Source organism: Pseudomonas parafulva, assembly GCF_002021815.1.
Taxonomy (GTDB): domain Bacteria; phylum Pseudomonadota; class Gammaproteobacteria; order Pseudomonadales; family Pseudomonadaceae; genus Aquipseudomonas; species Aquipseudomonas parafulva_B.
In genome coordinates, this window is sequence record NZ_CP019952.1 from 3,977,351 (window position 1) to 4,003,263 (window position 25,913).

Below are 25,913 nucleotides of genomic sequence, written 5' to 3' on the forward strand. Positions count from 1 at the left end.
AACAGCTGACCTTTGCCCGTAGCTTCCCCGCTACCCGCAAGGCGTTATTGCGTGTTGACGGTGTGATCGCCTACCATAAGAGGTGTAAGCCCCATTGTGACGTCCCACACCAAGCTATTAGAGCTGAAATGTCGTGTCACTTGGGGCTTTGTTTTTTCAGCATTCCCACAGTAGCAGCCCCGCCGCTTTCCACTTAGCCTCCGGGTTAGGCCCTTCCTTCGCATACATGCTTACCACTTCGTTGTAGAACCGTCCGCGTCCAATCTGCTTTCTTGCATGCACTGGCACTATCAGCGGATAGCCTCGATGGGTCTCAAATGTCATCAAAACGATGCTTCCGCCACCTTGCACGGCTTGATTGGCTGAGCGATAGATTGCCCGGGGCGCATTCAGTATCTGCGGGAGCCGTTCGATCACACCGCACGGGATACCATGGTCAAAGTGCATTTTCCCCACGGTTTTGCCCTTTACGACGAGGTCCAGCCCGCTATAGATTTCTCCTCCAGATGCGATAATGGATTCTGGCGTTCCGCCAAGCTCCAAAAGCAGTTCGTTACGAGGCCGGCCTACTGCCTCCGCTTGCAGAACGACCCCCACCAAGGTCTTAAAATTTCGATCGCTGTCCACTAGCGGCACCCCTTCACTTGTCGTCATATTGGAAGCTTAAGGCGAGCCAGAGGCGCTATAGAAGGGCGTGAGTCGTTTGACTGGGGCGCTCTGATGCACCCCACTGGTGAGCAAGGGAAGCTCCCAGTGGAGCGCGCTGCTGAACACCGAATAACATTCAGCCGAGAAGACTCACTCGTCGAACAACACGAGAACATATACTTGATAACGTGGGAGGTGCTGCTGCACCCCAGGGGCAGTCAGGAAACGATTGTTTCCCACCTCTGCCTCTCATAGCCTTAGGCCATCCAGATCCCTCGAGGCGTCTATGACTACACCACCTCCTCCCCCAGCAAACGCAAGCCATTCATCAGCTGTGTCTGAAGCTTCAAATACTCCGGCAGTTGTGGTGCCTACAAAGCGCTCGATTGAAGCCAAATGGGGGGCCCCAATCACGAAGGCAGGATGGACCGGCATTCCCAACATCTTGATTCGACGGCAAAGAACGTTGGGAATAGATGCCCTGGATCTGAACATCCTTTTGCATCTGCTGAGCTACTGGTGGGAGGACGAAAATCACCCGCACCCTTCGAAAGAAACCTTGGCACAAGCCATGGCTGTCTCAGCTTCAACGATCCAACGTCGTATCCGCGCTATGGAAGCGGGAGGGCTGTTGAGGCGCATCGAACGCCGACGAGAAAAGGATCGCAGTGAAACCAATCTCTACGATCTGACACTCTTGCGGGACCTGCTCGAACCACATGCGGTTCAGGAGCTAGAAGAACGAAATGCTGGCCATGAGCGCCGCCGAAAACGCATGACCTCGGTCACGAAGGTAGAGCCTTAAACTCTAGCAGTGATCGTCTATGCATGCGATTGCGCAGCCGTATTAGCATCGTTGTTAGCGATCGTCCATTTGCAAGCAATCACGGCATGGTCTGCGGAATGTGGAAACGCATGAAATTTGAGTCTCTACACTACGTGAACAGAAGGTCATATCCGGTCGACCTGTCACATTCAGGACTGCGAATATGCTCATTGCGCTTAAGAACGCTCCACTCACTGCTGGACCATGATTGACGGCAAATACTGCGCTCGCATTAGCCTTAAATTGCCCAGCGAAAAACAGGCGCTGACTAACGCAAACTCATCGAGAAGGCAGCTTCCAAAGGGATAGGCTACGCTTCGCTAAACTACAGCTTCGAGCTGGATGCCAGCACCAGCAAGCCCGCCAAAGTGCGGGCTAAGCCCGTAGTAAAGGCGCGTTTCCTGGCGCCTCGATACGAGGAATGGTGGAATGTCATTTGAAAATGTCGAAGAAGTCGTTGAGGAGCGTGATCCCGTCTCCGTTAATAAGCGCCTAGCCGAAGGCTGGAGTCTTCTAGCTATTGTCCCTGGATTCGATGCAACAAATAGCCAAGCCTTCACCTGCTATGTGTTAGGCAAAGTTATCAGCGATACCGAGAAGACTATGCGTATGATAAAAGAACGTTGTGAGACGCGCGAGGATAACGAGTTCTTATAGGAAACTAAAACCCAGCCGTGCGCTGGGCTAAATTTTCGAGCTCGCAATTTTCGACTCAAGCATGAGTAAGGACAAAACATGGCACATTATCTGGGTTGGGAAACAGCTACTTCATTGCTACTCAGTTACGAAAGCATGGCACTTGCCCATCGATCGACTTTACGCAGGGCTAGTGCCGATGGTGTTGAGCCGCATGCCTATTACAGTTACATGCATGCTTTCGGCCTTCTCATCCTCAATGCTTCCTTTGTGGAGGGGACTGTCCGAACCATTCTCACAGAGAAGGTGAAGGCTGATTTGGACGAAGCTGTAGAAAGGGGAAAGCGCGCAGGCCGCACTGAACATGATTCGCCCACCCGACTTCTGCAAAAATTTCTAATTGAACTGGAGAGTTCCGGGGGATGGGACAATCTCGTTAAATCAGCTGGTATCTCGTACTTCGGAAGCGCGCTTGACTCCGATGTCGACAAGGACGTAAAGGAAGGAATTAACGTGTTATTTACTTTGAGAAACGTGCTTGCTCATGGTACGGCCTTGATCCAGCCGACAGTAAAAATGACCGAAGACATGAAAGACGTTTATCCCTATTCATGGCAGTCCAAGCTACATGGAGTCGGGATGTACCTTGAACGCCATTTCAAGCGAGGTGGAATGTTCGAGAACCTGGCAGACCCTGATCTACCCGAGCACTTTATCAATATCACAAAAAAATATTTCGAGCAGCTGACACCGAAGTTTACCCCTATCCCTGAACGGGCTCAAAAAACCGTAGATATGATTCGCGATTATAGCTTCGGTTTCGTTAATAATACTCGATAGTTTTGCTGCAAATTTTCACATGCACCCTCAGCCCCTTGTTTAAAAACCTGGGCGAAGTCAGCAGATAGCGGGCGCTGTTTCGCGCCAAAATCAGAAACTCGGAGCCCACTGATATGACTGACGCCGAAGTAAGCGCCCACAATACCTATTTAGAATTCTGCCTCTGCATCACTCGCTGTTATTCAAGCTTCAGAATGATGGGAGGGTTGCCAAGCAAGCGACAGGTTCAACTTAGATGCACGGCTTCACTCTATATAGCCAAAGGCTCAATATCGTATCGGTTACTGACGATCAGATCGCCAATTTGGGACACTTGCTAGGCTATGAATATAGTGCTGGCCTGGGTCGAATCGTAACATCGCTAATCTACTCGACCCGATTCGCCGGACCATCAGTAAAAACCATATGACCATGCATACGTTGCTATTGGCTCGGGAACAATACTTAACTGAAGGCTCATAGGCTTTCGAAGAATTGAATCGCATAAACCCTTCAATATCTGACGACAACCAAAATGACCAAGACTAGAGATAATCATTACGTAGCACAATGGTATCAAGAAGGTTTTATGGATGCACGTGACAAACAACTCTGTTATCTCACGAAGCGAAACATACTCTTGAAAAACGGAGAGCAAAACACAATACATTCAAAAAAATGGCACACAACCGCTCAAAAGCTTTATGAAAAAGATTTATATTCGACTTTTTTTGGAACAGAAATTAACGATGACATTGAAAGAAAACTATTCGGCCCAATTGATGACAACGGTTCAAAATCTGTTAAAGCGTTCCTAACTGACGACCACGGAGAGTGGCATAAACACTTCCAGGATTTCTTCATCTATCTCGATGCACAAAAGCTACGAACACCAAAAGGATTGGCCTGGATCAGAAGCAAATATCCAGAGTTGAGCCAGATTCAGCTAATGATGGAAATGCAATCATTACGATCTATACACTGCACACTTTGGGCCGAGGGCGTTAGGGAGCTTGTATCCGCTGAAGACTCAGATACTAAATTTCTAATATCTGACCACCCTGTAACCATCTACAACTATGCGTGCCCTCCTAACTCAGAACTATGCAAATATCCAAACGACCCTGATATTGCACTAAAGGGATCACAAACAATATTCCCGCTAAGCAAAAATCGTTGCTTGATCTTAACAAACCTTGAGTACGCCAAAGACCCCGACAATGTCAACCCGCTTTCGCAGCGAACTAATGCGAAACGGGTACGCTATAGCATGGTAAATACGATTGATTTTATAAACTGCCGCAAGCTTACATCAGAAGAAGTGACTAAAATAAACTACATCATTAAAAGCAGATCACACTCTTGCGTTGCCGCTGGTAGAGAGGAATGGCTTTACCCTGAAAGCCACGCTGCTTTTGACTGGGCAGAGTTAAAGCACGTACTGCTACCACCCCCCAATCAAACTCTTGGATTCGGTGGAGAAATATACGCCCAATTTGACAATGGTTCCGTTCATTATCAGGATGCATTCGGCCGTGCAGATCCGCCGAACAAATTCTTACGTAAGAGCACTGACGAATCTCAAATAGGCCGCAATGATTACTGCGGCTGTGGCAGCGGAAAGAAATATAAAATCTGCTGCCGCAATATCCCTGCCGATATGCGAACAAGCTGGGATTCAGCAAGCATTCGAGAGCGAAACCTTGCTCTCTGCAACTGTATCCGGAGCGTACTCGGCCTAGACAATGGCAAAACCTGGACTGACGTCAGGCGCGAATTAGCAGACAATCAAGTTTCAGAAATTTATGGCTTTTATTCAGCCTTGTGGCCACGTGACACCGACATATACTCACTGCTACCCAAGCCAGACGGAAAGTTAAGAGCATTATACACTGGAATTATAGACCCTCGAACAATTAGCCTACGCGCCCTGCCTATGGCATCCTTATTTGACGACTACCTGATAGAATCACCAATACAGAACCCAAACAATGTCAAGCCAGAGTTCAGCCCTGTAAAGTCACCTTCCAAGTTCAAATACCAAGCTTTGAAAGACTTTTTATTCATGCTAGAAATAGAACCATTTATTGGACTTAACCTTGTAAACCTGATTCCCAGCTTGATGGAATTCGATGCTGACTTAATGGAGGCCGCCATGGGAATTGCTGCCGCGCGATCTCCAACAAGAAATATATGCAAACTAGATAGGAAGCGCTGTTTTGAATTGGCAACCGAGGACCTACTGAATACAATAGCAATGATGCCGCAAACCGTGAAAGTAAAAGCACTGACTCAACAATTTGGGCTAACCGAAGAAGATGCAAAACGAGCGCTTTCTGATTTAGAAAGCCAGACAGAATCCTCGCCACTCATGATGCTACAACGTTTCGAGTCCGGCCAGGAGGGTCAGTTCCTCCAATTCAAAATGGCTCCAAATTACGAACTTTCGTTATTAACAGCACAAGCTACCGGCTCAGTACTAATAACTGACAGTGGTTCGAGATGGCAAGAGTTATTAAAAGCGCAGCACACGAATCAGGGAATCGTTAACTATCCGTGGCATAGTGCCCTTCAGCAAATACATTCGACCCCACTTGACTACCAACTCCTCGAAAACCTTCAAAAGTCACAAGGACCATTCGCCACACTTAGGCAACTAATGAGAACGACCGACAGCATGATTTTGTCGAACGATCGAAATGCAGAAAAAATCAAGTCTATTTCCGACCAAACAACAGCTTTTTTGGATCAAATAAAAGACACAACCAACCATAACAATCATTGCGCACTGAATATATTAAGCCCTGAAGGCGGGCTCTATGACACTAACGTCCAAAGACTCCTAGCGAGATCCAATTGCCCACGGTACGACAATCAAGTGAGGTCTATCTATGGCATTGGCATACCAGACCAACCTTAGCTTCGCAGGCAACTTTTCTACCATACATAGTTGATCTTTAGGGGGAAAGCATTAGTCACTCGCAGCAGAGACCTCTCGTCAGTCTTTTGACACCAAGCGCATCACGAAATGAAGTACACATGATGCGCTTTGGTTTAATCACGCAGCTTTGTTCACCTCATCTAAATCCGGAAGTTCAATATCAATAATCTGCTCAGCAGAATATTTATAGCTCATCGTTATCAAATCCCCTTCCCCCCAGTGCGTGAAGCTTTCGAGTTGGCTACTCACGTGGAACCGATGAAATGCCATTCCTTCACGCCCCATGTAACGCTTCGCCGCATACAGCTTGGATCCCAGATTTAGAAGTTCTTTTACCGACTCATCCCACTGTTCTTCCAAACGCTCAAGGGCCACTACAACCGCTGCGCGTTCTGCCTTTAGTATTTCTTGAACAGCTTCTTCGATGTGCGCATCAATAGTTTCAATTTCTTGATCCATCGCAGCTATAATCAAACTTTGGCGACGCTGATTTTCCATCGCCGAGCTCAAATTCGTTGCCGCCTTCTGCGCAGCTTCAGCGGCCTTTTTCTCACCCTCAACGTCGCTCCAGGCAACCGATTGGGCATAGGCCCGAGCGGCCTCCTCCTCAGCCTGACGAGCTTCGGCAATCACTCTCTCGGACTCGTCCTTGGTTTCAGCCAACCGAGTACTTAGCACCTTACGCTTGCCCTCAAGATCAGCTTTGTCAGTTGCCCAGTTTTTCATGGTCTCTTTATATTCAGCCATCAGTTCGGATGAATTAGCTTTACGGTTAAACCATGCAATGTCCTGATCGATTACGGAAATTTTGTATTCGATGTTATCAACTTTCGATCTCGTCTCTCGGATAGATGCCTGAAGACTCTGGCCGGTCTGCGCTTCGGCAAAACCAGGGTTAGCCAGATGCGCCTCCCATTGGGTGATTTGCTGCTCCAGCTCTTTGAGATCCTCAAGATATTGGTTGCGTTCAGTGTTCAGTTGTTCAAGGCTTTTCATTGATCAGTCATCCTAGAGTTGAGGTTATGGGTAGAGCGGCTGGCGAGGCCGGACACGCCGGCGTATGCCTCATGTGCAAGAGCTGCGTTTAGGCAGCCGTCGCCTCAGCCAGCGGGGCCTCGGTGCTAGGCTCACTCAGCACTACATAGCAGCGCTGCATTCCCATGCCAGGCAGCCTCACCGTGCTGGACGCTTTTCCGTCCTTACCACTCTGTAAAATCCCTCGCTCTATCAACTCGCGGTTAACGGCCGTGATGTTCATTCCTCGGAACACCTCAGAACGCCACGCCTCCGGAAGCACGTAGTAGGTAATGGTCGTATGCATGGTGTCACCCATGCCATGCTCCATGGTTTTGCGGAAGCCCAAACGGTCGATCGTGCGTGGGCCGTGCTCATCGATCTTCGCGGCGATGGACTCCCACCGCGTGAACCGGCTCTCACCGAAGCGCTCAATGACTTGGCGCAGGCGCGCCATGATGGCTTCCCCCTCCATGTTCCCAGCACCGCCCCGCTCCGCCAGCCAGGCGTGCAAGCAAACACGAGTTGCCGTGAGCGCAGCGCCATCTGGCCAGCCAGTCACGCCCAAGGCAGTGGCGAGCTCGCCCGCAGCCCCTGCGAGGCCGAAGCGCAGAGCAGCACGCTGGACCTGCCCACTTGCTGACGCCGGGAGGTTCTGTGCGATGAACTGCTCTACAGTACGGCGCATGATGCTCACCAGACCGGGAAGCTTGCCGGGAGCGCACAGGGCCTCCAGAAATGCTGTGATCGGCGTACCGTAAAACTTGCTCACCCGCAGCTTGAGCGCATCTGAGAGAGCTGCGGCATCATCGAATCCACACAGGGTGTCGAACATTCCTAACCCTTTGCTGGCGTTCGCCGGTACCGCCAGCATGCGAACCTCCATACCAGCCTTGAGCTCTTTGTTGGCTTCGGCCATGTGCTGCGCCAGCGTCTTCTCACCGGTCGAAAGAAACAGCAGTCGCCATTCTTGTACGGTACGGCCTGCTTGCCCTCGATCATTCGCCCGGGCTTTGCCGGTGCCGTTGCCGAGCATGTAGACGGTCTCGCCGATAATGCGAGCGTCGCACATGCCGATTTCATCCAAGATTAGAAGTCCATCAGAGTGCGCCGCAGCGATTGACTCCAATGCGTTGTCGGTGGACCGCCAAGACCGTACCAATCGTGGTCCGCCGTATACTGAGGCGGCCACTTGCAAGTGCGTGGTCTTCCCGCCGGAACTGTCACCGTAAAGGTGGAAACCGCCGGACTCATGTCCCAACAGATGGAGCAAGGGGCCGGCAAAGGCCGTGCTAACAACAAACGCCAAGCGATGATTACCGACACAGAGAGCGCCTATCTGGCTCTGCCACTGCTCTAGTGTGCCCGCCTCGTTGATTGGCGGGAGCTGGGCTCCAGCGTCATAGAAATGCAGATGCTCTCCATGCTGACCAATTTGACGATCAGGCAGCAGGAATGCGTTGTTGTGCCAGCCCAAACGGGTAACCAGTCGTGCGCGCTGCGAACTATCAAAACCCTGTAGATAGCTCTGCAGGTCGTTACGCGCATGCCTGCCTGACCTAGAGCCGGCCAGGCGCAGCCCCATGTCGACCAGTGGACCCAACACGTCTTTGCCGAAATCGCCGGTCATAGTTCGCGCCGGAATGTTCCAACGCTTCTTTTCACCGTCGGGATCATCGAACTCGACAAGCAGCCCCCAGTTGTGACCCTTCTCGTCGCGGGTGCGCGCGAGAATCTCAAGGGGCGAACATACAGGACGTGCCTCACCATCTTCAGTGGCATAGAAGACACCTTCTTCCGACAGGCGGAAGCCTGTCGGGAGTAGATCCCGACTCTGGCGAGACTTCAGTTTCTCCGCTTTGCTTGGCTTCGCATCAACCAAATCCTCAACCGCTTGAGCGCTCCGGTTCGAGCCGACGAACAGCTCACCGGTGCCAGCCAGCAATGCGAAATGCGCAGCAGTCCAGCCTTTCTCCAGTGCGTCGGCGGCGTCATCACCATCACCCCATCGTCCACCTTTGGTAAAGCTCGGTGTTTCGCCCTTGAGCACAGGCTTGCGCTTGAACACCGCTAGCTCGATGGTTTGAACTGCACAACCAATTTCCGCCAGCTTGGTGGCTATCGCCTGCATACACTTGGCGCCGCTGTCGTCGTTATCGGGCCACAAGAGCACCTCACGTCCCTGCAACGGGGTGAAGTCCGCCTTGCGCCAAGAGTTAGAGCCGTTTGGCCAGCAGGTGGCCACGTGACTGGGCAGAAGCACCTGCGCTGCATCAGCGGCCTTCTCGCCCTCGCACAGAATCACTGGAGCGTCTGGCTTCTTATCCAGCTCGTCCAGGCGTAACAATGGTCGTGGGTCAGCTAGCCCCTGCCAGCGCCACTGAGCCGGACCCTGCGCGCCACGCATGCACCACGTGAGCGGCGCAAATACCTTCTTGGCGGGTTCTTCTGAACTACCGGCGACATCGAATCGATAGAGAACCATCAAGGGCTCGCCTTGGCCATTGCGGTAACACCAAACTTTCGACGGAGCCCCATGCTGTCGGTGCTTGCTTGGGCATTTGGTCATCGCCTCAGCGGGGATCGGTAATACCGCCTGCCATTCAGCAGTTACTGGCTTTTTAACCGGCTGAGCCGGGATCGCGGTACGAGGATCAATACGCAGAAACTCGACCAGCTTCTGGCATGCATCAACGTCAGACGAGCTTTCGAGATAGCGCACTAGGTCGATCAGATCGCCGCCTTTGTCACCCGTTGCAAAGTCAGCCCACGTGCCCTTGGACAGGCTGATCTTCAGAGAGCCGGCGTGCTTGTCATTTCGTGTAGGGTTTGGTGCGGTGTATTCCTTGCCACCGTCTACACGCTTCCCGTTCGGCAGCCAGTGGGAGAGCACCCGATCAATCTGACACAGCGCCTCAGCTTTGACCTGCGCAAAGGTGGGGCGACGGCTGTTGACTTTGGTTCCGCTCATGCGCCACCGCCTTGGGCAACTTGAAGCCCTGTGGCGACGTCATCGATGAGGGCTTTAGCCATTTCCCCGAGGTAATGAGCAGCCCAAACTACCGTACCATTCTCATTTTCCATCCCGCCCCGCAGAGTGAGCTTATTGATGCAGTCCATCAGAAGCGAGGCTTGCTCAAGCGCTTCCTCACAAGAAATGCCGGCATTAACACGGAACAGCGGTGAACCCTGCGAGTTGCAATTGGCAAAGGTGGCGCCGCCAGCGGTGCTGATCTCCAAGGAGGTCTTCATTGCGCACCTCCAGATACCGAGCGACGGCTTGATTCTTCAGCATGAATCACCAGCGTGCGAATCAGCCCCAGCGTCCCGCGTACGTCCCACAGGGCAGCGGCGATCACACGGTTCGCCAAGCGAGGGGCGTCACATTCGAACTGATCTTCTAGCAGCAGCAGAACAGCGTTCGCACGCTCTACTGCGCAAGTGATGGCATCGACTGGAATACCGACATCGGTCTGTTTAGGAACAGCGAGGATGTCTTCGGGAAGGGCCATGGTCAGAGACGTGCTCATTGCGCACCCCCTGTATTTTCCAGGGCGCGGGCTTTGGCCATGTGGTCGTTGTAACGGGCAAGGCGAGTACGAAGGCTGGAGTCGGCGTGAAGAGCGGCGAGAGCCAATGCCCGATGGGCAGCGGCGCGAATTTTGGACGGACGGAGGGCGTGCATTGGGTGTTGCTCCTTGAGTTGAGGAGCCATCACCGCTTGCGGCCAAGCAAGGAATGGTGACGGCTGTACGCGGGTTGGCCGACCGGGACTCAAGGCACCCGGCACACCCGAAGGTGTCCCACGCACAGCCGCCATAACACGAAACTGCGGGCACAAAAAAAGCGCCTGCAATCGTATGGTGGGCGCTTGTGCGCCTTGAGTTGTTCGACCGGCCAAGGTCGGTCACTGAATTTGCAGCGACTCTCACAGAGTAATCGTGAGCGAGCAAAAGCGCAACAGGTGCGCTTACTTGCACAAGCGCAGATGGTGGATTAGATTGAGCAGGCATGAAGAATTACCTCAACGCCCTCGGTAGCCGCCGGGGGCGTTTTCGTTTAAGCAGTGCGGGCCGGTGCTGTCAGTTGCCGGATATCAGCGGGTGCGGTTCGCCTTTCAGCCAGGCACAGATCCTCGCGTCTTCCCTGCACCGTCGGCGGTACTCCTCAGTGAGCCACTCTTCACGCTTTGCAACGCACTCATCCACGAAGGTATCCAGGTCTGTCTGGTCTCGTCCAAATGCATGACTCTGTTCGCTGGTGGCCCGCTCTTCCTCCAGATCGTTCGCTACCCAGCCGTCCCAAACCTCTGCATCATTCGAATAGGGATAGCTCTCATCGGTGAACCAGTAGGTTACCCATTCAGCCAGTTGACTTGCTGTGAGGCTCAAGCGCCGCTGTTTGTCCATTGCGAACGGCCCTTCCCCCACGATGGTGGAGAACTCGCGACGGATCCCATGCTTCCGCATGAAGGCGGGCATTTCCCATGGATTCACACGGAGCGGGATGGTCAGCCCATCAGGGTTGAAGAAGAACGCTTCCTGGGTTTGACCATTCCAACTGACGCCAGCAATGATCCGATGGCGCCAGTTGATTTCCCCTGGTTTGTAGAGGCAGAAGGCTGCGCCATATGGATCATGATATGGGCCAGTGAAGTGATAGCGGCGCACGCTCATGCTGCCACCCGATCACGAGCCTGAATGCGGCTACGCGTCCATGCTTGAACCTCGGAAAGAACCCAGGCTACCGGAGCGCCCCGGGCGGTGCTGTTGCTCAGCTTCACGGGCAGCGGGAAGCCACTCTCGGCCTGCTGCATCAGCTTGTAGATCGTGGGACGGGCCAACCCTACGATGGCCATCACTTCAGTGATGCGTATCAGAGTGGTCTGTGGGTCGCGCCCAGAATGGAGGGAGGTTGCTGCGGAGAAAGTGGTCATAGTCATGCCTATATCTTCAGAGACAGGCACAGACTAAAAACTCAAAAACGAATCAACACGGTCCGCTCGTTTTTCTTTTTTTCCTAGGGCCGTACTCTCCCAGCTCTCTGAGATTTTCCCTAATCGTGTCCCGTGTTCCGATTCCCTCTACACCGACCAGCCTAGACAGCAGTGCCTTAGGTTCAATTTCAGGATAGGACTTCTTGATACGCTCAACGGCGGCCCGGGTGAGCTCCCGCTTCTTCGCCTTTCCATCTTGAGTAGCGGTACCTGGCCGACTGTTCCCCTTGCCAGCCAAGCGAGCCCGCTCGGAGCTTTTCACGGTGTAGATTTTGTCGATCATCGCCGGAAAAAAACTACCTGGCTGAAGCGTCCCAGAGCTCAACGCGACTTCAGACTGGCGATGAAGGTCAGCAAGCATCAAAACCTTTTCCGATTCAACCACCCACTGGGCAAAGGTCTCTCTCACCTCTGCTTCCCTGCCCGGTTGAGTACGACGTTGGCGCTCAACCATGGTTTGAAAAAAATCGGGATCATTCAGCCTTAGGGATTCGGTTAAGTCAGGGTTGATGTCGTACACATTGAGCTCAACATTCCCCAGCCAATCAGCCAGCATCTGAACAGCGTCCAGCGCTTGCGCGAAAGCGTAGCTCGCCGCCATTCGAGAGCTAGGAATAGCTTCAACTTGACCTAGCACCTCACGCACTACATCCGGCAGCGAAAATGACTGGGCAAAGCACAATCGCTCGTAAATGAGATCTCGCTGTCTGAACGTCTCATTGATTACCCGCCTTGCTTGACTGGAATACCCCAAGCCTTCCTCGAGCCAATATGAAGCTGCCTCGTTTATCACATCGAATGCATGGCGAAAGTGCTCACGAAACTCAGGGAAAAGTGCAGCTTCCGCTACAGCATCCTCCATCACCTGGATCTCATCGAGCAGGCTACTGATGTCAGTATTCGCAAGCTCGAACGTGAATTGCTCCACCTCATTTTGGGACCAGTTCACACCCCACGCCCCCTTGATCGAAAAATGAGCCTGCGCCACAGATGATCGCTGAGATGCCGACAGGGACGATAGGCAACAGTAGTGCGAAACACCATATTGCGTTGATACACCTGCTTGTCTGCGTGGGCCAGCGATGTGTTACCCGTCCGAAGGCTAGGATTTTCAACGTTCCACCAGCCTCGAAACACGGGTTACACATGAAACACCCCAATTGGTGGCTACGATCCACGAGAATTGTCGACCGTAACGCATCGCGGGCTCTCGATGCCTCATGCGTTTCTTGAAGTCTCAAATTTCGCTCGCTACAGCATCTCGGTGGGCAAAGTCGTACGGGGTGATCGCTTCCACTCGATTGGCGTCCAAATAATCTGCCCACCACTGCACCATGAGCCTTCGCTCCTGAATGTGTTCTGCTTTGTGGATATACGCTGCGCGCACTGTGTTTCGCTCCTGATGGCTCATCTGTCGCTCGACGGCGTCTTTACTCCACAGCCCCGACTCAACCAGTGCTGAACAAGCCATTGTCCTAAAACCGTGGCCGCACACTTCTGACTTCGTGTCATAGCCCATGCGTCGAAGGGCCTTGTTGACGGTGTTTTCGCTCATGGGTTTCCAGTGATGGTGATCACCTGCAAATACCAAATCGAATCGGCCGGTGAGATCACGGATTCGCTCTAAGACACTAACTGATTGACGACTGAGCGGAACCAAGTGTGGTGTGCTCATCTTCGAACCGCGATGGGAGTTCTTTACTCCCTCGATAGGAGCTCGCTCACCAGGGATTTCCCACATCAACCTCCCCATGTCGATCTCTCCCCAGCGAGCGAACCGAAGCTCACTGGAGCGGATGAACACCAGCAAGGTCAGCTGCACCGCGAGCTTGGTCAGGCCGCGCCCGCTGTCGGCATCTATCCGCTGCAGAAGCTCAGGTAACCGATCAAATGGCAGAGCAGGCCGATGTGCTGTTTTGCGAGTAGCAGTGGCGCCTTGCAGATCGATCGCAGGATTGAAGTCCAGGTGCCCATGCTGAACTGCCATGCGGAGGATGCCCGTCATGTACTGACGTAGGCGTGCAGCCGTATCTAAGGTATCCCGCTTTTCTGCCGCTTTCAGCGGGACGAGCAGATCCCGTGTTTTCAGCTCCGCGACCGGACGATTACCGAGGGTGGGCAACAGGTATGATTCGATCCGTCGCCATACGGTGGCAGCATGACCAGGTGTCCACTTACGAGCGCAGGCCGCGTGCCATTCCTGAGCAAGCAAACGGAATGTATTCGCCCGGGCGTTAGCCGCTTCCTGTTTGTCCAAGCGCGCCTGCTCGATGGGGTCTTTCCCTGCAGCAAGGAGTTCAAGCGCCTGAGCGCGTCGCTCCCTAGCCGCTTTCAAGCCGAGCGCCGGATAGTTGCCAAACGTTGCTAAACCATCTCGGCCATCAGGTTTGGTGTACTTCATACGCCAGGTCTTGACCCCTGACGGCTTCACCAGCAGGTAGAGGCCTTTGCCATCGAACAGCTTGTAATCCTTCTCCCGAGGCTTGGCCGCATCACATTTGGGATCGGTGAGAGGCACCACTGTGCGCGCCATAGGGATACGTTTCCTTGTCGAACCGAGATATCCCTAACCATATCCCTAAATCGCGTAGATGCCCAGAGACAAAACGAGACAGACAGAAACAACAAAGCCCGCTCTAGGCGGGCTTTGCGGGGGTTTCGTAGACAGTCATAGACTTCTGGAAACTGGTCTCTGGTGCCGGAGACAGGAATCGAACCTGCGACCTTCGCGTTACGAGTGCGCTGCTCTACCGACTGAGCTACACCGGCGTGTAGCGCAACGTACCACTGCTGCACCCGTTACGCAAACCTCTGTTTCCATTCGTTTATTGCGTCACCCTTACGGCGCGGCGCAGCCGTTGGGGGCGAGGTCGGTTTCGATGTCGGTAGTGCAGGCCCAACCGGTGGCTGAGCGGGTCAGGGTCAGGGCCTTGCCCAGCACGGTCGCGGGGGCGTCGACCAGGGTGCAGACGATGCGGCCACTGGCGTCGCTGGCCTTGCCGGTGGCGGTGATTGCGCAATGGGCGGTGCTGGGCTGGCCGCCGAGGCTGGCGACGTCGGTGACGTCGCGGCCTTCGTTCAAGCGCAGGTCCATTGCGGTTTTCAGGGCGCTGATCTCCAGCAGGCCGGCGGCGGCCTTGGAGCGGGCTTGGTGGTTGGTGTACATCGGTAAGGCGATGGTCGCCAGAATGCCGATGATCGCGACGACGATCATCAGTTCGATCAGGGTGATGCCGCGTTGCCCTTTCATGAACAATTTCCTTTTCGATACGCAGACTCAGTGAGGTCAGGCTTGCCTCGACCGGCAGCGGCGCAGTAGGCCTGAACAGACACCTTTTGTCACCCCTACCCGCTTGGGCTTTGCCCTCGCTGCACTACTCTAGTAACCATCGGAAAGGCGCGCCTTTCCAAGGACGAGGCAAGCTGTTTCCAGGCTTGTCACAGGGACGAAAAAGGACATGTGCATGACGTCATCTACGCATCTCTATACCTGGCAGGGCACGGACGCCAGCGGCGCACCCGTCAGCGGCCAGACCACGGGGCGCAGCCCGGCCTATGTACAGGCTGCGCTGATTCGCCAAGGCATCACGGTGGCGCGGGTGCGGCCAGCGGGTGGGCTGGCACTGACCTGGCCGCGTTGGCAGGCCAGGCCGGACACGGCGGGTTTCAGTCGGCAGTTGGCGACCTTGCTGCGAGCGGGTGTGCCGTTGTTGCAGGCGTTCGAAGTGATGAGCCGTAGCGGCTGCCCCGAGGGGCAGGCGGCTGTATTGCTAGCGTTGAAAAAAGATCTGGGCGCGGGGTTGGGATTGGCGGATGCCTTGCAACGCCACCCTCGCTGGTTCGATGGGCTGTACTGCAACCTGGTACGGGTGGGTGAGCAGTCGGGGACGCTGGATCGCCAGCTCGAACAGTTGGCGTGCATGCTGGAGCAGCGGCGCACGCTTGAGAAGAAGGTACGAAAGGCGATGGCCTATCCCATCCTGCTGTTGCTCACGGGGTTGGGGGTTTCGACCATCTTGTTGCTGGAAGTGATTCCGCAGTTCGAATCGATGTTCGTCGGCATGGGTACGGCATTGCCAGCCCTCACCCAGTGGGTGATAGACCTGTCGGCGGGGTTCGGGCAGGTGGCGCCCTGGGTGGCGCTGGTGGGGGTACTGCTGGGCATCGGTGGGCGCCAGCTGTATCGCCAGCATGCACCGGCACGCCTGTGGTGCGCGCAGCAACTGCTAAGCATGCCGGTGTTCGGAGCGTTGTTGGGGCAGGCTGCGCTGGCGCGGTTCGCCCGCAGCCTGGCGACCAGTTATGCGGCTGGGGTGCCGTTGCTGGACGCGCTGAGCACGGTGGCCAGGGGGTGTGGGAGTGAGCTTCACGAGCAGGCGGTAATGCGTTTGCGTCAAGCACTGGCAAACGGTCGGGCCCTCAACCAGGCGATGGCTGAGGAGCGCGTGTTCCCGCCCCTACTGGTGCAAATGACGGCAATCGGCGAGGCCAGCGGGACCTTGGACCAGATGCTGGACAAGGCTGCCATCCATTATGAGGACCAGGTCAGCCAGGCCCTGGACCAGCTGGCCAGTCTGCTGGAACCGGCCATCGTGCTGGTACTAGGAGTGCTGGTCGGTGGGCTGGTGGTGGCGATGTACCTGCCGATTTTCCAACTGGGTAGCCTGATCTGATATGACGGTCTGGACACTGCAGGGCATGGAGCCTGCGCATTTCATCGCCTGGGCCGCGCTGCTCGGGTTGCTGGCAGGCAGCTTCATCAATGTCGTGGCGCATCGTTTGCCGATCATGCTCAAGCGGCAATGGCGACGCACTGCTCAAGAGATACTGGAGCTACCCCCAACTTCGTCTGCGCGGTTCGATTTATGGTTACCCGGCTCCCATTGCCCTTTGTGCAAGCACGTCATCCGCGCGTGGGAGAACGTCCCTGTGCTCAGTTACCTGGCACTCAATGGCCGTTGCCGGGGGTGCAAGGGACGGATCAGCGTGCGTTATCCCTTGGTCGAGATGGCCAGTACCCTGTTGTCGATGGCCATTGCCTGGCGCTTCGGCCCGTCGGAGCAAGCGCTTTTTGCGCTGCTGCTGACATGGTGCCTGCTGACGCTGAGCCTGATCGATGCGGATCAACAGCTGTTGCCCGACGTACTGGTGTTGCCGGCAGTGTGGCTGGGGCTGATCGTCAATGCTGGCAATGTGTTCGCGCCACTTGGCGATGCGCTGTGGGGCGCCGTGCTGGGTTATCTGAGCCTCTGGACCGTCTACTGGGCATTCAAGTTGCTGACCGGCAAGGAAGGCCTTGGGTACGGTGACTTCAAATTGATGGCGCTCATCGGTGCCTGGGGTGGCTGGCAGGTGCTGCCCCTGACCCTATTACTGTCCTCGGTGGCGGGCACATTCATAGGGTTGTGCCTGATCGGGCTGCGCCGGCATGCCATGGGGGCGGCAATGCCCTTTGGGCCTTATCTGGCTATTGCGGGGTGGATTGCCGTGCTCTGGGGTGATGAAATACCCCCCTCCTACATGCAACTGCTTGGATTCCAATGACCACAGCGGCCACAACACCCTGGATTCTCGGCCTTACCGGCGGCATCGGCAGCGGCAAGAGCGCCGCAGCCGAGCGCTTCGTCGAGCTTGGCGTGCACCTGGTCGATGCCGATCAGGCAGCGCGGTGGGTGGTCGAGCCCGGCCGCCCAGCCTTGGCGAGCATCGTCGAGCACTTCGGCCCTGCCGTGCTGCAGGCGGATGGGCAGCTTGACCGTGCCGCGCTGCGCCAGTTGATCTTCACCGACCCGGCGCAGCGCAAATGGCTGGAGCAATTGTTGCACCCGCTGATCGGCCAGGAGATTTTCAGTTACCTGGCCAAAGGGCAATCGCCCTATGCGGTGTACGTCTCGCCCCTGCTGATCGAGTCGGGGCAGTATAAGAAAACCCAGCGCGTACTGGTCATCGACGCCCCGCAGACCCTGCAGGTAGCACGCACCCTCGCCCGCGACCACACCAGCGCCGAGCAGGTGCAGGCCATTCTTCAGGCCCAGCTGCCGCGTGAAGAACGCCTGCGCCATGCCGATGACGTGGTGGTCAATGACGGCGACCTAGGTCACTTGCATGCGCAGATCGACCGACTGCACCACTTTTATCTGACTTTACGAGGAGGCCAGCCATGAGCCAGCCATTGACCGTCGATTGCCCGACCTGTGGCGCACCTGTGGAATGGAACGAGAAGAACACCTTTCGGCCGTTCTGCTCCGACCGCTGCAAACTGATCGACCTGGGCGCCTGGGCGTCCGAGGAGCACAAGATTCCCGGAGCCGAGGACTCGGAAGACGAACTGTATTCAGGGGATCTGGAGCCTCGTCACTGATCACTTTGGGAGATACACCAGCTAGATGCTGTGCAGCGAGGCATGGCTGTCAGCCACCGCCTTCCTTCCAGGGAGCCTGCAGGTATCGAGTACGGTTGAACGTCTCCAGCCATTCGGGGCAGAAGACCACCAGTGCGCTGATGACGGTTCCGTTGATAAACGCTTCGGGAAACATCATCAGCCACAGGTAGCCCACGAAATCACTCAGCCACTCCGGCATGGCGAACAACCCATCGAGCCAGAGCAATCCCAGCGCGGCACTAAGGCAGACGACCACCGTCAGTGCCGCCGGGAAAAACCCTGAGCAAAAGATGTACACGAAAAGGTTTCGCGGCTGCGCGCGTTCCACCGCGATGGCACAGACTTCGGTGACCAAGACCGGCAGGCCGACCAACAGCAGGCCGTTGACCCCTAATGCAGTCAACTCCTGACGCCCGAGCAGCAGCAGACCCACTTGCGCCATGAAGCCACCCAGTACTGCCAGCGGCCAGTCCAGCAGCAGGGTGACGGCGGTCATGCCGATGAAGTGGTAGGACACGCCCGTGTCGAAATCACGCCGAACCAACCACAGCGCGAACAACCCGACCACGGTGCCGAACAGCAAGTGCTGGCGCCGCCGGTCGGTGACCAGCTCGACCCAGCGGGCCTGACTGGTGGCCCAGGCGAGCAGCGGCACGTAGCCGAGCCAGCCAACGGTCAGCGTTGTTCCCGACAGCACCTGCGCGCTGATCATGTAGGAATAACCTCAATCAATGCATGGACAAAGGCGAGTCTACACGTATTGCCCAAGTATCAGCGTGTCCCTACACCACAAGCATGCAATTCTTTGATTCAAGGCGCGATCAACACCTGATCGTCATCAAATTACAGCTAAGCTTGCTTCATGGATGATTCCGATTACTTGCGCCTGCTGACCATCCAGGCCGAACAAGCCAATGCGTTTCTGTCCAATGCCCGCAAATGGGAGCGTGAGCGTTGGGTCTGCCAGCGCCTGCTGCAAGGCCTGAACATCGCGTATCGCAACGACGACTTCACGCCCGCCGGCCAGGAGCCGCCTGACGTATTGTTCCGCGATGCGGCCTTCGAGGTGTTCTTCGTGCTGGACGAGGGTCGCCGGCTTAACGATGAATGGCGAGAAGAGCTGCAACGCAGGCGCAGCGCCTTTTCACTGGCGCAACTGGTGCGACGCGAAGCGCGCCCTCGCCGCATCAGTGCCACCGAGTTGCTGGGCAGGCTGGCACCTACCCTGCGCAAGAAAGCGCACAACTACCGTGAGCGCGGGCTGGACCTGAACGAGCTGGACATCATTGCCTTCGCCAGCCTCAAGCGCGAGGTGCTGGACCTCAACACCCACTTCCCGCCGCCCACCGAGTATTTGCGCCAGGGCTGGCGCTCGCTGTCGTTGGTCGGGCCAACCTTTGCCCGGGTGTTGTTCGCTCACCCGGATGCGCCGGACTTTCTTCGCGGCAACCTGGGGCGCAGCATCGTCTTCGATGTGGGGATCAGCCTTTGATCCTGTGCAGTGATCGTTTGCGATGACGTACACTCGGCGGCGCGGATAGAAAGCATTATCATTTGTTACAGCCGCGTGAGCGACCACTGTAGCGTTTGCCCCTGCACGAACGTCTATCCGTAGAGGCCCAGCATGACCCACGCCTGAACCCTGCGTGTCAGCCAGTGTCGATGATGACCTGCAAGCCCTGCATACACTGGGGTCGAGCATCTCGCCACCCCCGCTGTCTTGGGTCTGGCGCCCGTTGAGTGGACCGGAGCTATGAGCTGCCTTGCGCTCGCCCTCCCCTCTTACCCCGTGCGGCCGGCCCGTTGGGCCAAGAATTCCGTAAACCTTATGAGATATTCCCATGACTCATCGCATCGTGATTGTCGGCGGCGGCGCCGGCGGCTTGGAATTGGCTACCCGCCTGGGCAAGACCCTGGGCAAGCGCAAGCAGGCTGACATCACCCTGGTGGACACCAACCTCACCCATATCTGGAAACCGCTGCTGCACGAGGTGGCCGCCGGCTCCTTGAACTCCTCCGAAGACGAACTGAACTACGTGGCGCAAGCCAAGTGGAACCACTTCAACTTCCAACTGGGGCGCATGAGCGGCCTGGAGCGTGAGAGCAAGCGGATCCAGTTGGCTGCCACGCTCGATGAAGACGGCCGCGAACTGCTGCCCGCGCGCACCCTTGCCTACGACACCCTGGTCATTGCCGTGGGCTCGAATACCAACGACTTCGGCACCTTGGGTGCGGCGCAGCATTGCCTGTTCCTGGACACGCGCAAGCAGGCAGAGCGCTTCCACCAGCAACTGCTCAACCATTACCTGCGCGCCCATGCAGGCGATGTGGCCAGCGAAAAGATCAGCGTAGCCATCGTCGGTGCCGGCGCCACGGGCGTGGAGCTGGCTGCCGAGCTGCATCACGCGGCCCATGAACTGGCGGCCTACGGCCTGGACCGCATCCAACCGAAAGACATGCACATCACCTTGATCGAGGCAGGCCCGCGCGTGCTGCCGGCACTGCCGGAGCGCATCAGCGTGCCCGTGCATCAGACCCTTGAGAAGCTGGGGGTGAAGGTAATGACCAACGCGGCCGTCAGCGAAGTGACGGCCGAAGGTCTCAAGACCAAGGACGGCGAAGTGATCCAGGCCAGCCTGAAGGTCTGGGCAGCGGGCATCCGGGCGCCGGGTTTCCTGAAGGAAATCGATGGCCTGGAGACCAACCGCATCAACCAACTCGTCGTACGGCCCACCCTGCAAACCACCCGTGATGACGCTATTTTTGCCTTCGGTGACTGCGCCGCCTGCCCGCAGCCAAACAGCGATCGCAACGTACCGCCCCGGGCGCAGGCGGCCCACCAGCAGGCGTCGATGCTGGCGCAGAGCATCAAGGCGCGCCTTGAGAACAAGCTGCTGCCGACCTACCAGTACAAGGATTATGGCTCGCTGGTGTCGCTCTCGCGCTTCTCGGCCGTGGGTAACCTGATGGGTAACTTGATGGGCAGTGTGAAGCTCGAAGGCTGGCTCGCAAGGATGTTCTACGTGTCGCTGTATCGTATGCACCAGATGGCGTTGTACGGTTTCTTCCGCACGGCCCTGATGATGCTGGGCAGCAAGATTGGTCGCGGCACAGAACCACGGCTGAAGTTGCACTGACCTGGCTGCTGGCTGGGTGCACTCGCATGCGCCCGGCTAGCGTCGCGTTCGAACGATTTCCTCGGCTGCCAGACGGCCGAGGTGGGGCGCAAGCACGATCCCCGGATGTGCCACCAAGGCATACACCCCCTCGACACCAGCAAGGTAACCCATCACAGGCTTGCCTTCCGGGGTCATCGGTCGGTGCCCGATACTGACCGCGCGCAGCGAAAGCGCCGTGGCGCCGATGAACATCTGCCGGATGGCTTTTGTGGTGCGCTCGACCAAGGCTGGCAACCCTGCCTCACCCTCGGCAGGCGCTTCTTCGGCGCAGGCCACGCCCCCTTCCAATGCCGGACGTAACTCCAAGCCATTACCGTAAACCAGGTGCCGCACTACACCGGCTGGCGCCGCGAAGCGCATCAGTACAGCTGGCCGGGTAAGCAAGGGCAAGGGCAGACCGACACCTGCTGCAAGGCCGATTGCGGCACCGGCATTGGCCAGCACCACGGTATCGGCGGCGTAGGTTTGCGTTGCGCACCTGGCGGCCGTCACGCGTCCGTTGTGCGTCTCTATGCCATCGACCCGCCGGCCGTATAGAACCTCTGCCCCGGCTTGCTCGGCGCCGCTCAACAGCATTTTCGCCAAGGCAACAGGTTCCACGGCAAAATCGTCCGGCGCCCAAGCGGCCAGTGCGGGTGGCGTGATCATGCACGGCTCAAGGGCGCTTATCTGCTGGGCGTCCAGTGGTTGAAGGTTTACGCCGGCAGAACGTTGCTGGTCGATGAGGGCGGCCGTTTGCGCATCGTTGTCCAACCACACCATGGCGCCACGGGCGGCAATCGGCAAAGGCCCGAGGTCAAGCGCCAGCCGGTTGAAGTCGGCGATGGCCTGCAATGTGGAGGAAAATGCCGCCGGGTTGTCCGATGCACTGGCGCTGGCAGTGCCTACCCAGCCATATGACCAACGGGTAACGCCACTGGCGGCTCGAGACCCTTGCTCCAGAACAGTGACCCGAGCACCGAGCCTTGCAAGGTGCCACGCAATGGAAGCACCCATGATGCCTCCACCCACGACCACGACACTTGATGTGTTGGCTCCCATGCCAATAGGTCCCCAGACTGCGAAAGACACAGGCCAGAATAGCGGATTTGCGGGAAAATACAGGGCTTAGAAAAACCGAGGCAAAAGAAAAAGGGCATCTCATTCGAGATGCCCTTCTTACATGGTGGGTCGTGTAGGATTCGAACCTACGACCAATTGGTTAAAAGCCAACTGCTCTACCAACTGAGCTAACGACCCGGAAAATGGTCGGGGTGAGGGGATTCGAACTCCTGACATCCTGCTCCCAAAGCAGGCGCGCTACCGGACTGCGCTACACCCCGAGATTGGCTCCGCGACCTGGACTCGAACCAGGGACCCAATGATTAACAGTCATTTGCTCTACCGACTGAGCTATCGCGGAACTGAACTTCGGTACAACCTTACATCTTCGAAGCTTGTGTTAACTTCGGACTCTTTAGCTATCCGCTTTCGCGTTATCGCTGCTGAGGCCGGCTATTCTACATTCTTCGTTTTGCTTGTCAACCACTTTTTTTCATTCAACTTACTGATTTCTAAGTTGTTTTGCGGTCACCTGTGTTGCTGGTGATTCGCTTAGTGCCTGACAACGCGGCGTATATTAGGGCCACTCGATTGATCATGCAAGCATAAATTTCAAAAATTTCAGCAAGTTATCTTGGATTAGCGCAAAGGCCCGGATTTACGGGGGTTGGCTGGGCTCGTCGATGACAGCATAAGGGTTGTCAGGGCCGCTTTGCGGCCCATCGCGGCACGAGGCCGCTCCTACCCTGACCGCATGATGGCTAATGCATTAGGATTTGGAGCGACATTGCCGGGGCGCCGGACCAGCCGCGATGGGCCGCGAGACGGCCCCAACAACTTAACGTCACGCAAAGACGATCTCGTCGCCTTCCACCGTGGCAGTGATCGCCGTACCTGGCACGAACTTGCCCGACAGGATCAACTGCGCCAGCGGGTTTTCGATCCAGCGCTGAATCGCGCGCTTGAGCGGCCGCGCTCCATACACCGGGTCGTAACCCACGGCGATCAGCTTGTCCAGGGCTTGCGGGCTCAAGCTCAGCGAAAGCTCGCGCTCCATCAAGCGGCTGCGCAGCCGTCCCAGCTGGATCTCGGTAATGCCGGCGATCTGCTCGCGGCCCAGCGGTTCGAACACCACCACTTCGTCGATCCGGTTGATGAATTCGGGACGGAAGTGCGCGCCCACCGCATCCATCACGGCAGCACGCTGCGCCTCGCGATCGCCCACCAACTCCTGGATCTGTGCCGAGCCGAGGTTGGACGTCATCACGATGACCGTATTGCGGAAGTCCACGGTGCGGCCGTGGCTATCGGTCAAGCGTCCGTCTTCCAGTACCTGCAACAGCACGTTGAACACGTCGGGGTGAGCCTTCTCTACCTCGTCGAGCAGCACCACCGAGTACGGCTTGCGGCGCACGGCCTCGGTCAGGTAACCGCCCTCCTCGTACCCCACATAGCCTGGTGGTGCACCGATCAGCCGCGCCACGGAGTGTTTCTCCATGAACTCGGACATATCGATACGCACCATGGCCTCCTCGGTATCGAACAGGAATTCGGCCAGCGCCTTGCACAGTTCAGTCTTGCCCACGCCGGTCGGGCCGAGGAACATGAACGAGCCGCTGGGCCGGTTAGGATCGGACAAGCCTGCCCGGGACCGGCGCACCGCGTTGGCCACGGCGGTAACGGCCTCGCTCTGGCCAATCACACGCTGGTGCAGCAGCGCTTCCATTTTCAGCAGCTTCTCGCGCTCGCCTTCCAGCATCTTGGACACAGGGATGCCCGTCCACTTGGAAACCACTTCGGCGATTTCTTCCTCGGTCACCTTGTTGCGCAGCAATTGGTTATCGGTCTTGCCGTGCTGGTCGACCATCTGCAGGCTGCGCTCCAGGTCCGGGATTACCCCGTACTGCAGCTCAGCCATGCGGCTCAGGTCGCCTTTGCGGCGGGCGGCCTCAAGTTCCTGACGCGCTTGCTCGATCTTTTGCTGAATCTGGGCCGAACCCTGCACTTCAGCTTTTTCCGACGCCCAGATCTCTTCGAGGTCGGAATATTCACGCTCAAGGCGCTCGATTTCCTCGGTCAGCTTCTCCAAGCGCTTCTTGGCAGCCTCATCCTCTTCTTTCTTGAGCGCCTGGGACTCGACCTTGAGCTGGATCAGACGGCGGTCGAGACGGTCGAGGACCTCAGGCTTGGAGTCGATTTCCATCCGAATACGGCTGGCTGCCTCGTCGATCAGGTCGATGGCCTTGTCAGGCAACTGACGATCGGTGATGTAGCGGTGGCTGAGCTTGGCCGCCGCGATGATGGCGCCGTCGGTGATGGCCACCTTGTGGTGCACTTCATAGCGTTCTTTCAGCCCACGCAGAATAGCGATGGTGTCCTCTTCGCTAGGCTCCTCCACCAGCACCTTCTGGAAGCGACGTTCCAGGGCCGCATCCTTCTCGATGAACTGGCGGTACTCGTTCAAGGTGGTGGCGCCTACGCAATGCAGTTCACCACGGGCCAGGGCCGGCTTGAGCATGTTGCCCGCATCCATGGCACCCTCGCCTTTACCGGCGCCGACCATGGTGTGCAGTTCGTCGATGAACAGGATCACCTGCCCTTCCTGCTTCGACAGTTCGTTGAGCAGGCCTTTGAGGCGCTCTTCGAATTCACCCCGGTACTTGGCGCCGGCAATCAGGGCCCCCATGTCCAGGGCGAGCAAGCGCTTGCCTTTCAGGCCATCTGGCACTTCACCGTTGATGATGCGCTGGGCGAGGCCTTCGGCAATGGCGGTCTTACCCACGCCGGGCTCACCGATCAGCACGGGGTTGTTCTTGGTACGGCGTTGCAGCACCTGGACGGTGCGGCGGATTTCGTCGTCACGGCCGATCACAGGGTCAAGCTTGCCTTCTTCGGCACGCTTGGTCAGGTCGACGGTGTACTTGTCCAGTGCCTGACGCGATTCCTCTGCGTTGGCATCGTTCACGGCCGCACCACCGCGCAGGTTTTTGATGGCGTTCTCCAAGGCTTTCTTGCTCACGCCCTGGCTGAGCAGCAACTTGCCCAGCTTACTGTTCTCATCCATGGCCGCCAACACGACCAGCTCGCTGGAAATGAACTGGTCACCCTTTTGCTGGGCCAGGCGGTCTGCCTGGTTGAGCAGGCGTGCCAGATCCTGGGACATGTTCACGTCGCCCGTGGGGTTCTGGATTTTCGGCAGTTGATCAAGTTCCTTGACCATCGACTGACGCAGGCTATTGATGTCGAAGCCGACCTGCATCAGCAGTGGCTTGATAGAGCCACCCTGCTGTTCGAGCAAGGCCTGGAGCAAGTGGACAGGCTCGATAGCGGGGTGATCCATGCCAACGGCCAGGGATTGCGCATCGGATATTGCAAGCTGGAGCTTGCTGGTCAAACGGTCTATTCGCATGATGTACCTTCCTGTAAAGGGC

23 protein-coding genes and 4 tRNA genes are annotated in these 25,913 nt (G+C 56.7%); 10 read left to right on the forward strand and 17 right to left on the reverse strand.

The window, feature by feature from the left end; translation table 11 throughout:
* Nucleotides 1-156: 156 nt before the first annotated feature.
* Nucleotides 157-627, reverse strand: a complete 471-nt coding sequence (locus B2J77_RS17825) for a hypothetical protein (protein ID WP_153302519.1) — start codon at nt 625-627, stop codon at nt 157-159.
* 307 nt (nt 628-934) lie between these two features.
* On the opposite strand from B2J77_RS17825, the gene B2J77_RS21415 reads away from it, so the two are divergent.
* The 4 genes from B2J77_RS21415 (at nt 935) to B2J77_RS17840 (ending at nt 5,849) form a co-directional block, all read left to right on the forward strand.
* Nucleotides 935-1,453 carry a helix-turn-helix domain-containing protein gene (locus B2J77_RS21415; protein WP_139146879.1) on the forward strand — a complete coding sequence of 173 codons (519 nt, stop codon included), beginning with the start codon at nt 935-937 and terminating at the stop codon, nt 1,451-1,453.
* 450 nt (nt 1,454-1,903) lie between these two features.
* The gene (locus B2J77_RS17830) at nt 1,904-2,131 is read left to right on the forward strand and encodes a hypothetical protein (protein WP_070576391.1); all 228 of its coding nucleotides are present in this window, start codon (nt 1,904-1,906) and stop codon (nt 2,129-2,131) included.
* 78 nt (nt 2,132-2,209) lie between these two features.
* Nucleotides 2,210-2,950 carry a hypothetical protein gene (locus B2J77_RS17835; protein ID WP_078479132.1) on the forward strand — a complete coding sequence of 247 codons (741 nt, stop codon included), beginning with the start codon at nt 2,210-2,212 and terminating at the stop codon, nt 2,948-2,950.
* 514 nt (nt 2,951-3,464) lie between these two features.
* Nucleotides 3,465-5,849 carry a DUF4238 domain-containing protein gene (locus B2J77_RS17840; protein ID WP_078479133.1) on the forward strand — a complete coding sequence of 795 codons (2,385 nt, stop codon included), beginning with the start codon at nt 3,465-3,467 and terminating at the stop codon, nt 5,847-5,849.
* Between the two features lie 138 nt (nt 5,850-5,987).
* On the opposite strand, the gene B2J77_RS17845 is transcribed toward B2J77_RS17840, so the two are convergent.
* The 10 genes from B2J77_RS17845 to B2J77_RS17890 form a co-directional block, all read right to left on the reverse strand.
* Nucleotides 5,988-6,866, reverse strand: coding sequence for a hypothetical protein (locus tag B2J77_RS17845; RefSeq protein ID WP_078479134.1), 879 nt, complete (start codon nt 6,864-6,866; stop codon nt 5,988-5,990).
* A gap of 88 nt (nt 6,867-6,954) precedes the next feature.
* The gene (locus B2J77_RS17850) at nt 6,955-9,855 is read right to left on the reverse strand and encodes a DUF927 domain-containing protein (protein WP_078479135.1); all 2,901 of its coding nucleotides are present in this window, start codon (nt 9,853-9,855) and stop codon (nt 6,955-6,957) included.
* Entirely contained in the window at nt 9,852-10,136 is a 285-nt protein-coding gene (locus B2J77_RS17855) for a DUF3077 domain-containing protein (protein ID WP_078479136.1), read from the reverse strand. The genes B2J77_RS17850 and B2J77_RS17855 overlap by 4 nt, the downstream gene beginning before the upstream one ends.
* Nucleotides 10,133-10,414 carry a hypothetical protein gene (locus B2J77_RS17860; RefSeq protein WP_228385151.1) on the reverse strand — a complete coding sequence of 94 codons (282 nt, stop codon included), beginning with the start codon at nt 10,412-10,414 and terminating at the stop codon, nt 10,133-10,135. Before B2J77_RS17860 ends, B2J77_RS17855 begins: the two co-directional genes overlap by 4 nt.
* 552 nt (nt 10,415-10,966) lie before the next feature.
* Nucleotides 10,967-11,560 carry a hypothetical protein gene (locus B2J77_RS17865; RefSeq protein WP_078479137.1) on the reverse strand — a complete coding sequence of 198 codons (594 nt, stop codon included), beginning with the start codon at nt 11,558-11,560 and terminating at the stop codon, nt 10,967-10,969.
* Nucleotides 11,557-11,826 carry a helix-turn-helix transcriptional regulator gene (locus tag B2J77_RS17870; protein WP_371316857.1) on the reverse strand — a complete coding sequence of 90 codons (270 nt, stop codon included), beginning with the start codon at nt 11,824-11,826 and terminating at the stop codon, nt 11,557-11,559. The genes B2J77_RS17865 and B2J77_RS17870 overlap by 4 nt, the downstream gene beginning before the upstream one ends.
* 46 nt (nt 11,827-11,872) lie before the next feature.
* A complete protein-coding gene (locus B2J77_RS17875; RefSeq protein ID WP_078479138.1) occupies nt 11,873-12,829 on the reverse strand; it encodes a hypothetical protein in 957 nt (318 codons plus the stop codon).
* Nucleotides 12,830-13,117: 288 nt separating this feature from the next.
* Nucleotides 13,118-14,413, reverse strand: coding sequence for a tyrosine-type recombinase/integrase (locus B2J77_RS17880; RefSeq protein ID WP_078479139.1), 1,296 nt, complete (start codon nt 14,411-14,413; stop codon nt 13,118-13,120).
* 160 nt (nt 14,414-14,573) lie between these two features.
* Nucleotides 14,574-14,649 (reverse strand) — tRNA-Thr (locus B2J77_RS17885).
* A gap of 70 nt (nt 14,650-14,719) precedes the next feature.
* The gene (locus B2J77_RS17890; RefSeq protein WP_058638634.1) at nt 14,720-15,130 is read right to left on the reverse strand and encodes a pilin; all 411 of its coding nucleotides are present in this window, start codon (nt 15,128-15,130) and stop codon (nt 14,720-14,722) included.
* A gap of 214 nt (nt 15,131-15,344) precedes the next feature.
* On the opposite strand from B2J77_RS17890, the gene B2J77_RS17895 reads away from it, so the two are divergent.
* From B2J77_RS17895 to yacG, 4 genes are read left to right on the forward strand one after another with little or no spacing between them, the layout of a single operon-like run.
* Nucleotides 15,345-16,553 (forward strand): type II secretion system F family protein, encoded by a 1,209-nt coding sequence (locus B2J77_RS17895; RefSeq protein ID WP_078479140.1) that lies wholly within the window; start codon nt 15,345-15,347, stop codon nt 16,551-16,553.
* A 1-nt stretch (nt 16,554) separates the two neighbouring features.
* Complete coding sequence (locus B2J77_RS17900; protein WP_078479141.1) at nt 16,555-17,424, forward strand: prepilin peptidase; 870 nt, start codon at nt 16,555-16,557, stop codon at nt 17,422-17,424.
* Nucleotides 17,421-18,044 carry a dephospho-CoA kinase gene (gene coaE, locus B2J77_RS17905; protein WP_078479142.1) on the forward strand — a complete coding sequence of 208 codons (624 nt, stop codon included), beginning with the start codon at nt 17,421-17,423 and terminating at the stop codon, nt 18,042-18,044. Before B2J77_RS17900 ends, coaE begins: the two co-directional genes overlap by 4 nt.
* Entirely contained in the window at nt 18,041-18,241 is a 201-nt protein-coding gene (yacG, locus tag B2J77_RS17910; protein WP_023533231.1) for a DNA gyrase inhibitor YacG, read from the forward strand. The genes coaE and yacG overlap by 4 nt, the downstream gene beginning before the upstream one ends.
* Before the next feature lie 49 nt (nt 18,242-18,290).
* Here yacG and B2J77_RS17915 read toward each other — a convergent pair whose 3' ends face one another.
* On the reverse strand, nt 18,291-18,974 hold the full coding sequence (locus tag B2J77_RS17915; RefSeq protein ID WP_078479143.1) for an energy-coupling factor ABC transporter permease: 684 nt from the start codon (nt 18,972-18,974) through the stop codon (nt 18,291-18,293).
* Between the two features lie 150 nt (nt 18,975-19,124).
* Between B2J77_RS17915 and B2J77_RS17920 the strand changes: the two genes are divergently transcribed.
* Together B2J77_RS17920 and B2J77_RS17925 are read left to right on the forward strand one after the other, a co-directional pair.
* Nucleotides 19,125-19,754 carry a DUF1780 domain-containing protein gene (locus tag B2J77_RS17920; RefSeq protein ID WP_023533234.1) on the forward strand — a complete coding sequence of 210 codons (630 nt, stop codon included), beginning with the start codon at nt 19,125-19,127 and terminating at the stop codon, nt 19,752-19,754.
* 349 nt (nt 19,755-20,103) lie between these two features.
* Nucleotides 20,104-21,399 (forward strand): NAD(P)/FAD-dependent oxidoreductase, encoded by a 1,296-nt coding sequence (locus B2J77_RS17925; RefSeq protein ID WP_078479144.1) that lies wholly within the window; start codon nt 20,104-20,106, stop codon nt 21,397-21,399.
* A gap of 36 nt (nt 21,400-21,435) precedes the next feature.
* Here the strand turns inward: B2J77_RS17925 and B2J77_RS17930 are convergent, their stop codons facing one another.
* From B2J77_RS17930 to clpB, 5 genes are all read right to left on the reverse strand, one after another.
* The gene (locus tag B2J77_RS17930; protein ID WP_078479145.1) at nt 21,436-22,482 is read right to left on the reverse strand and encodes an NAD(P)/FAD-dependent oxidoreductase; all 1,047 of its coding nucleotides are present in this window, start codon (nt 22,480-22,482) and stop codon (nt 21,436-21,438) included.
* 122 nt (nt 22,483-22,604) lie between these two features.
* Nucleotides 22,605-22,680, reverse strand: a tRNA-Lys gene (locus tag B2J77_RS17935).
* Nucleotides 22,681-22,686: 6 nt separating this feature from the next.
* Nucleotides 22,687-22,763 (reverse strand) — tRNA-Pro (locus B2J77_RS17940).
* A gap of 4 nt (nt 22,764-22,767) precedes the next feature.
* Nucleotides 22,768-22,843 (reverse strand) — tRNA-Asn (locus B2J77_RS17945).
* Between the two features lie 483 nt (nt 22,844-23,326).
* Entirely contained in the window at nt 23,327-25,891 is a 2,565-nt protein-coding gene (gene clpB, locus B2J77_RS17950; protein ID WP_078479146.1) for an ATP-dependent chaperone ClpB, read from the reverse strand.
* Between the last annotated feature and the right edge of the window lie 22 nt (nt 25,892-25,913).

Excerpts from the sequence above, each read along its gene's own strand:
- B2J77_RS17840 (WP_078479133.1), top strand. The coding sequence starts at position 3,465 with ATGACCAAGACTAGAGATAATCATTACGTAGCACAATGGTATCAAGAA.
- B2J77_RS17915 (WP_078479143.1), bottom strand. The coding sequence starts at position 18,974 with ATGATCAGCGCGCAGGTGCTGTCGGGAACAACGCTGACCGTTGGCTGG.
- B2J77_RS17925 (WP_078479144.1), top strand. The coding sequence starts at position 20,104 with ATGACTCATCGCATCGTGATTGTCGGCGGCGGCGCCGGCGGCTTGGAA.
- B2J77_RS17855 (WP_078479136.1), bottom strand. The coding sequence starts at position 10,136 with ATGAAGACCTCCTTGGAGATCAGCACCGCTGGCGGCGCCACCTTTGCC.
- coaE (WP_078479142.1), top strand. The coding sequence starts at position 17,421 with ATGACCACAGCGGCCACAACACCCTGGATTCTCGGCCTTACCGGCGGC.
- B2J77_RS17900 (WP_078479141.1), top strand. The coding sequence starts at position 16,555 with ATGACGGTCTGGACACTGCAGGGCATGGAGCCTGCGCATTTCATCGCC.
- B2J77_RS17860 (WP_228385151.1), bottom strand. The coding sequence starts at position 10,414 with ATGAGCACGTCTCTGACCATGGCCCTTCCCGAAGACATCCTCGCTGTT.
- B2J77_RS21415 (WP_139146879.1), top strand. The coding sequence starts at position 935 with ATGACTACACCACCTCCTCCCCCAGCAAACGCAAGCCATTCATCAGCT.
- B2J77_RS17835 (WP_078479132.1), top strand. The coding sequence starts at position 2,210 with ATGGCACATTATCTGGGTTGGGAAACAGCTACTTCATTGCTACTCAGT.
- B2J77_RS17930 (WP_078479145.1), bottom strand. The coding sequence starts at position 22,482 with ATGGGAGCCAACACATCAAGTGTCGTGGTCGTGGGTGGAGGCATCATG.
- B2J77_RS17845 (WP_078479134.1), bottom strand. The coding sequence starts at position 6,866 with ATGAAAAGCCTTGAACAACTGAACACTGAACGCAACCAATATCTTGAG.
- clpB (WP_078479146.1), bottom strand. The coding sequence starts at position 25,891 with ATGCGAATAGACCGTTTGACCAGCAAGCTCCAGCTTGCAATATCCGAT.
- B2J77_RS17865 (WP_078479137.1), bottom strand. The coding sequence starts at position 11,560 with ATGAGCGTGCGCCGCTATCACTTCACTGGCCCATATCATGATCCATAT.
- B2J77_RS17920 (WP_023533234.1), top strand. The coding sequence starts at position 19,125 with ATGGATGATTCCGATTACTTGCGCCTGCTGACCATCCAGGCCGAACAA.
- yacG (WP_023533231.1), top strand. The coding sequence starts at position 18,041 with ATGAGCCAGCCATTGACCGTCGATTGCCCGACCTGTGGCGCACCTGTG.
- B2J77_RS17880 (WP_078479139.1), bottom strand. The coding sequence starts at position 14,413 with ATGGCGCGCACAGTGGTGCCTCTCACCGATCCCAAATGTGATGCGGCC.
- B2J77_RS17850 (WP_078479135.1), bottom strand. The coding sequence starts at position 9,855 with ATGAGCGGAACCAAAGTCAACAGCCGTCGCCCCACCTTTGCGCAGGTC.
- B2J77_RS17830 (WP_070576391.1), top strand. The coding sequence starts at position 1,904 with ATGTCATTTGAAAATGTCGAAGAAGTCGTTGAGGAGCGTGATCCCGTC.
- B2J77_RS17890 (WP_058638634.1), bottom strand. The coding sequence starts at position 15,130 with ATGAAAGGGCAACGCGGCATCACCCTGATCGAACTGATGATCGTCGTC.
- B2J77_RS17895 (WP_078479140.1), top strand. The coding sequence starts at position 15,345 with ATGACGTCATCTACGCATCTCTATACCTGGCAGGGCACGGACGCCAGC.
- B2J77_RS17870 (WP_371316857.1), bottom strand. The coding sequence starts at position 11,826 with ATGACTATGACCACTTTCTCCGCAGCAACCTCCCTCCATTCTGGGCGC.